Raw genomic sequence first — 5318 nt, 5'->3', positions numbered from 1 at the left:
TGTGAGAATGCGTTGGCCGTGTATCGGCAAGCGCCTCTCTTACTTTTTCACGGAACCATGCATCGTAGGCTTCCGTATCCGTCGTGAGCCCGGCAGGTAGCGCGCCTTCTTTGACCACCCATGTGAGCAGAATGCGTACCGCGTCGGAGACGGTCAATCCGAAGTTGGCCAATTTTTCTGTAGCGGCATTCTTAAGGTCGTCAACAATGCGGACATGCAACATCGAGCTGTGGGCAGCCATGAATATACCTCCTTGGGGTCGGAGGTATTTTGTATCTCAAAAGAGATACAGGCAGGTTCGCCTGAAAAGCGCTGAGCCCGGCTTTCCTGGCTCTTCAAAGCCGGGCACATCCATGTGCCCTCTTCGCGCGATGAGGCATCAGCACGATTGGGCGCTCAATGCTTCGCCGGCGGCGGCCCCTGCACCACCTGCATCAGGTTATTCGGCTTCAGATATTTCTTGAACGCCGCCTGCACCTGTTCCGGGGTGAGCGTGAGGTAGTGCTTTGCCGCCACCATCGGCTGGTCCAGCGGCTCGTCGTGCCACGCCCAATTGAGCAGTGCGCGCGCAATGCTGTTGATGCTCGATACGCCGACGGGAATGGAGCGGATTTCATACTGGCGGGCGTTGTCCAGTTCGCTCTGCTTGATCGGCGTGGTCTGCATCGCCAGCAGGTTCTGGTGGATCAGTGCATTGACCGGCGCCACCTTGTCCGGGTCGCTACCGTACTGCACGAAGAAGACCGAACGCGAGCGGTCGAACTGCATGCCCGAGTCCGCGCCATAGGCATAGCCGTGCTTGACGCGGATGTCGGTCATCAGGCGCGATGCAAAGCCGTTGCCGCCCAGCACGTTGTTGCCCAGCTGCAGTGCGTAGCGATCGGGGTTATGCATGTTGAGCGGGAGAATCTGCCCCATCAGCACCTGGTCCTGCGAGGCGTATGAGTTGTCGATCACGGCATAGCCGGGAGGATTGACCGGGACTGGCGGGGATACCACGTCGGGCTTGGCGCCTTGCGCTTTCCATTGGCCGAAGTAACGCTCGACGGTGGCCTTGGCCTGCGCGGGCGTGACGTCGCCGACTACGACGATGGTGGTCAGATCCGGGCGGTACGTGTTGGCAAAATAATCCTTCACATCTTGCAGTTTCAGCGCGCCGATGGTGTCGGGCGTGGGCAGGCGCAGATCCGGATCGCCCGCGGGCAGCAGGCCGGCGCGCAGCGCCTTCATCATCTTGTACTGCGGGGATTGCATCTCGCCGGCGAGCGCGCGTGCCAGCGTTTCCTGCTGCACATTGAAGCCTTGTTGCGGCAGGGCAGGGTGAAGTTCGTTGTCGGCCAGCAACTGCATGGCGCGATCGAAGTGATCGCTGAGCGCCGCTACGCCGAAGTCGGTGCCGCCGGTTTCGGAGGCGGAAATGTCATCCAGTGCCTTGTGGAAGGCATCACGATCCAGCGTGCTACTGCCGTAATCGAACAGTGAATCCAACAGGCGCGCTACGCCTTCCTTGCCGGCCGGTTCTTGCAGCTTGGGGTTGTTGTCGATATGGCCGACCACCGTAACGGTCTTGCTGATGCGCGTGGGCTGCACGATCAGGCGGATGCCGTTGTCGAGCTTCATGTCCACCGGCGACAGCGTCCAGCGCGGCATCTCCAGCTTGCTGAGTTTTTCGGCGGCCCATGTGGGCAGCGGCGCATCCAGCTTTTCGTTGCTGTTGAAGGACTCGGAACCGCCAAAACCGCCGCTATCGGGTGGCCGCTGACCGTTCTGGTTGGGCGTGAGCACCACGGTCACGCGTTCGTCCGGCTTCAAGTACTGGCGGGCAATGCGGTTCACGTCGGCGACGGTGACCTGGCGAATCTGGTCTTCCGCTTCTTCCGGTGACTTCAAGCCCATCCAGGCAATGGCTTGCGACCATGCGCTGGCAAGGCTCACCGCGCTGTTCTTGTTGAATTCGGCTTGGGCGATTTCCGCTTGTTTCGATGCCTCGACCAGGTCGGCGGGTACACCGTTCTTCAGCAGATCGTTGATCACGCCATCCAGATCGGCTTGCGCCTGGTTTGCATTGCCGCCCTTGGGAAAGTCGACTTCAACGATGCCGATGCCGCCATGGCTGAAAGGCTGCAATTGTGCACTGGTGCTGAGCACCTTGCCCTGGACGGCAAGCTGGGAGAGCGAGCTGCGTGCATTGTTCAGCACATCCAGCAACACCTGGGCGGCGGCATTGTCCTTGTCCATCATGCCCGGCATGCGATACATGAACTGCACGGCGCCGGTGCCGCGCGGCGTGGTGGAGGCGATGGTTTCCGGCTTCACCGGCTGCAGTTTCACCGGCTCGCGCGGCGGCAGCGGACGCTGGGGAATCTGGCCGAACAGTTGCCGCACCTTGGCCAGAGTCTGCTGCGGATCGACGTCGCCGACGATCACCAGCAGGGCGTTGTTGGGCGCGTACCATTCCCGGTAGAACTTCTGCAGATCCGCCGCGGTGGTTTTGTTGAACGAAGAGCGCGTGCCGAGCGGATCCTCGGCATAACCCGTGCCGGCATACAGAATGCCCTCGGCTTTCTCGAAGGCGAGGAATTCCGGCTCCGAGATGTCGCGTGATACTTCCTGCTCGATCGCGCCGCGCTCGCGCTGCCAGTCCTGCTGGGTGAGCAATGCGCCGTCCATGCGGGTCGATTCGATGCGCAGCAGCAAATCAAGGTAATTCGACGGCGCCACAAAGTAAAACTGCGTGGCGTCATTGGTGGTGAACGCGTTGTTGTCCGCGCCCATCTTGCCGGTCATTTCGTTGAGCTGGGCGCCGGTCATGCCTTTGCTGTCGCGGAACATCATGTGCTCCAGCGCGTGCGCAGTACCGGGGAAACCCGCCGGCGTCTGGTAGCCGCCGGCAAGATAGGTGATCTGCGTGGTCACCATGGGCGACAGCGTTTCGCGCACGATCACCACGCGCAGGCCGTTGTCGAGGGTGGCTCGCAACACCTGGCTGTCGTTGGCTACGGCCTTGGGAGCCGCGGGTGCGTCGGCGCGCGCCGGGATGCTGGCGCTTAGCAGCCCCACGCCTAGCAATACACTCCATGCCAATGTCTTGAACGGGCTCGACATCATGTTCGGGTTCCTTGTGGGATGACAGCGATAGACCGCCGGATGTTGCCATAGTGCCGCGCGATCCCTTAAGTGCCACAAGGACCTGCATACGACGGTGAAGACAGAGTATCGTGCGCACATCGCAAGTTTTCCCGAAAAAGGAGCGAGGCTATGTTGGTGGTGACGACCGAGAATGTGCCGGGCCATCAGGTGGTCCAGGTAAAGGGGCAGGTGTTCGGTGTGGTGGTGCGCAGCCGCGGCATCGGCGGCAACCTGGTGGCGGGTTTGCGCTCCCTGGTCGGCGGCGAGATCCACGAATACACGCAGATGCTGGAAGAAGCACGCCGCCACGCGCTCGATCGCCTGGTGACCAACGCCAAGGCGATGGGTGCCAATGCGGTGGTGATGATGCGCTTCGACTCGGCCGAAATCGGCCAGACCATGAGCGAGATCGTGGCCTATGGCACCGCCGTGGTGCTCGACCCGCCGACTTGAATCATGTTGACCATCGTCCTGTATGTGATCGGCGGCCTGCTGCTGGTGGGTGCCGGCATTGCTTTCCTGACCGGCGTGATGGTGGCCTTGCTGCCGCAGCTGATCGTCGGCGGGTTGTTGCTGGTGGTGGGCCTGGCCATCGAGCGCTGGCGCTACAAGCCGTTGTTGCGCGGCGGCCCGGATCCGCGCTGGCAGGATACAGGCGAGCGTTTCGTCGATCCGGGCAGCGGGCAGCTTACTGCCGTATATTTCGATCCACGCGACGGGGAGCGGCATTACATCGTCGTGGATGAGCGGGGACGGGCGCCTTGACAGGGCACCATCCCAATCGATGGGTTCAACTTAGGAGCAGACATGGCATCGGGAAATCCGGTATTGCGGGAAAAGGCGTTTCAAGGCTTGGCCGTCACGGGCGAGCGCATGACCACCAACGGCACGGTGACGCGCACGGCTTTGTTGCTAATGCTGGCGGTCATCACCGGCGGCTGGACCTGGCAACGCTTCGCCGACGTGGCAGCAGGCGGCAGCCTCGACGCTGCGCTGGCCGCGATCAGCCCCTTCATGTGGGGCGGCCTGCTGGTTGGCCTGGTGCTGGCGCTGCTGACCACGTTCGCGCAGCGCTGGGCCGGCATCACTGCGCCGTTGTATGCGATTGCGGAAGGCTTCGCGCTCGGCGGCATTTCGGCCGTGATGAACCTGCGCTTCCCCGGCATCGTGCTGCAGGCGGTGATGCTTACCGTCGGCGTGCTGGCGGTGATGTTGTTGGCTTATCGCTCCGGCTTGATCAAGGTCACCGACAGGTTCCGCATGGGCGTGGTGGCGGCTACCGGCGGCATTGCGCTGCTGTATGTGGTGGATATGGCGCTGCGTGCGTTCACGCATATCCAGATCCCCTTCATCCATGAAACCGGCGCCCTCGGCATCGGCTTCAGCCTGCTGGTGGTCGGCCTGGCGGCGCTCAACCTCGTGCTCGATTTCGACATGATCGACCGTGCCGCGAAGGCCGGCGCACCCAAGTACATGGAATGGTATGGCGCTTTCGCGCTGATGGTGACGCTGGTGTGGCTGTACATGGAGTTGCTGCGCTTGCTGTCGAAGGCGCGCCGCTGACGCTGCAGTTGTAGGTTGGGGTTCGCCTGCGCTCACCCCAACCTACGCACAGCCCGCAATGCTAACCTTGCCGTTTTTCCGGCAACCCAGGCAGCCATGACGAAAGACGCAGGCCGCGGCCATGCCTTGCTGGTGGGCGCAGGCATACTTTGCAGCCGTTTGTTCGGCTTGGTGCGGCAGCGGGTTTTTGCGCATTTTTTCGGTCTTTCCGACGCGGCCGACATTTTCAGCGCCGCCTTGCGCGTGCCGAATTTTCTGCAGAACCTGTTTGGGGAAGGCGTGCTTTCGGCGTCTTTCATTCCGGTCTATGCGCGCCTGCTGGCGCAGCACAAGCAGGAGGAAGCCGACCGCCTGGCGGGTGCGATCTTTGCGATTCTGGCGCTGATCATTTCGGTCATCGTTGCGCTGGGGATCTTGGCCACGCCGTATCTGCTCTGGCTGATTGCACCGGGCTACACGGGTGAAAAGCGCGAGCTGACCATCCTGATCGTGCGCATTCTTTTTCCCGGCACGGGCATCCTGGTGTGGTCGGCATGGTGCCTGGGCATCCTCAACAGCCACCACAAGTTCTTCCTTTCGTATGCGGCGCCGGTGATCTGGAATCTCTCCATGATCCTGACCATGCT

Annotated in this window: 6 protein-coding genes; 4 read left to right on the top strand and 2 right to left on the bottom strand. The window is 62.0% G+C overall.

Features of this window, described 5'->3' with window-relative positions; genetic code table 11:
- Together VMA74_RS11180 and VMA74_RS11175 are read right to left on the bottom strand one after the other, a co-directional pair.
- Nucleotides 1-241 (bottom strand): type II toxin-antitoxin system RelB/DinJ family antitoxin (locus tag VMA74_RS11180; protein WP_325366934.1); only part of this gene is annotated, 241 nt, incomplete at its 3' end.
- Nucleotides 242-396: 155 nt separating this feature from the next.
- Entirely contained in the window at nucleotides 397-3108 is a 2712-nt protein-coding gene (locus tag VMA74_RS11175; protein ID WP_325366932.1) for a pitrilysin family protein, read from the bottom strand.
- Nucleotides 3109-3258: 150 nt separating this feature from the next.
- Here VMA74_RS11175 and VMA74_RS11170 point away from each other — a divergent pair, with 150 nt between their 5' ends.
- The 4 genes from VMA74_RS11170 to VMA74_RS11155 all read left to right on the top strand — a co-directional run.
- Nucleotides 3259-3582, top strand: coding sequence for a YbjQ family protein (locus VMA74_RS11170; RefSeq protein WP_325366930.1), 324 nt, complete (start codon nucleotides 3259-3261; stop codon nucleotides 3580-3582).
- A 3-nt stretch (nucleotides 3583-3585) separates the two neighbouring features.
- Complete coding sequence (locus VMA74_RS11165; RefSeq protein WP_325366928.1) at nucleotides 3586-3894, top strand: hypothetical protein; 309 nt, start codon at nucleotides 3586-3588, stop codon at nucleotides 3892-3894.
- A gap of 42 nt (nucleotides 3895-3936) precedes the next feature.
- The gene (locus VMA74_RS11160) at nucleotides 3937-4692 is read left to right on the top strand and encodes a Bax inhibitor-1/YccA family protein (RefSeq protein WP_325366926.1); all 756 of its coding nucleotides are present in this window, start codon (nucleotides 3937-3939) and stop codon (nucleotides 4690-4692) included.
- A gap of 96 nt (nucleotides 4693-4788) precedes the next feature.
- Nucleotides 4789-5318, top strand: a 530-nt coding sequence (locus VMA74_RS11155; protein WP_325366924.1) for a lipid II flippase MurJ, incomplete at its 3' end; no start/stop codon positions are given.

It is taken from the genome of Dyella sp. (assembly GCF_035508675.1).
Lineage (GTDB): Bacteria > Pseudomonadota > Gammaproteobacteria > Xanthomonadales > Rhodanobacteraceae > Dyella_B.
Note: the sequence above shows the minus strand (reverse complement) of the source record. Positions and strands in the feature narration are given on the sequence as shown.

Bases quoted from the DNA above. Each gene is read 5' to 3' on its own strand.
- VMA74_RS11175 (WP_325366932.1), bottom strand. From the start codon at position 3,108: ATGATGTCGAGCCCGTTCAAGACATTGGCATGGAGTGTATTGCTAGGC.
- VMA74_RS11170 (WP_325366930.1), top strand. From the start codon at position 3,259: ATGTTGGTGGTGACGACCGAGAATGTGCCGGGCCATCAGGTGGTCCAG.
- VMA74_RS11165 (WP_325366928.1), top strand. From the start codon at position 3,586: ATGTTGACCATCGTCCTGTATGTGATCGGCGGCCTGCTGCTGGTGGGT.
- VMA74_RS11160 (WP_325366926.1), top strand. From the start codon at position 3,937: ATGGCATCGGGAAATCCGGTATTGCGGGAAAAGGCGTTTCAAGGCTTG.